Annotated in this window: 1 pseudogene; it reads left to right on the top strand. The window is 51.5% G+C overall.

The window, feature by feature from the left end:
* Positions 1 to 52: 52 nt before the first annotated feature.
* Positions 53 to 274: pseudogene (locus KVT27_RS24555) on the top strand (ABC transporter substrate-binding protein); the annotation flags it as partial.

The following is a 274-nucleotide window of genomic DNA, read 5'->3' as shown; positions in this document are numbered from 1 at the left end:
GGGGTCATGGTCGGCTCCGTAAAAGGCTAATCGAATAAGGGAGGCAATACAGATGCAATTAACCATTAGTAAAAGCTTGGCGGTCCTGCTGGCGGCAGGCGTAACTTTGACGGCTTGCTCGTCATCGGATGGGCAAGAAGCCGAAACACCTAACGCGACAACAGCCGTCTCTGCACCGGGCACGTTCCCGATCGTGCAGGAGAAAACGACGCTGAAAGTACTTGTTACGGGCAATTCCCTGATTGAAGATATGAATACGAATGCATTCACCAAG

The organism is Lysinibacillus sp. GbtcB16, assembly GCF_019091145.1.
Classification (GTDB): domain Bacteria; phylum Bacillota; class Bacilli; order Bacillales_A; family Planococcaceae; genus Lysinibacillus; species Lysinibacillus fusiformis.
This window is presented reverse-complemented; position numbering and strand designations above follow the sequence as displayed.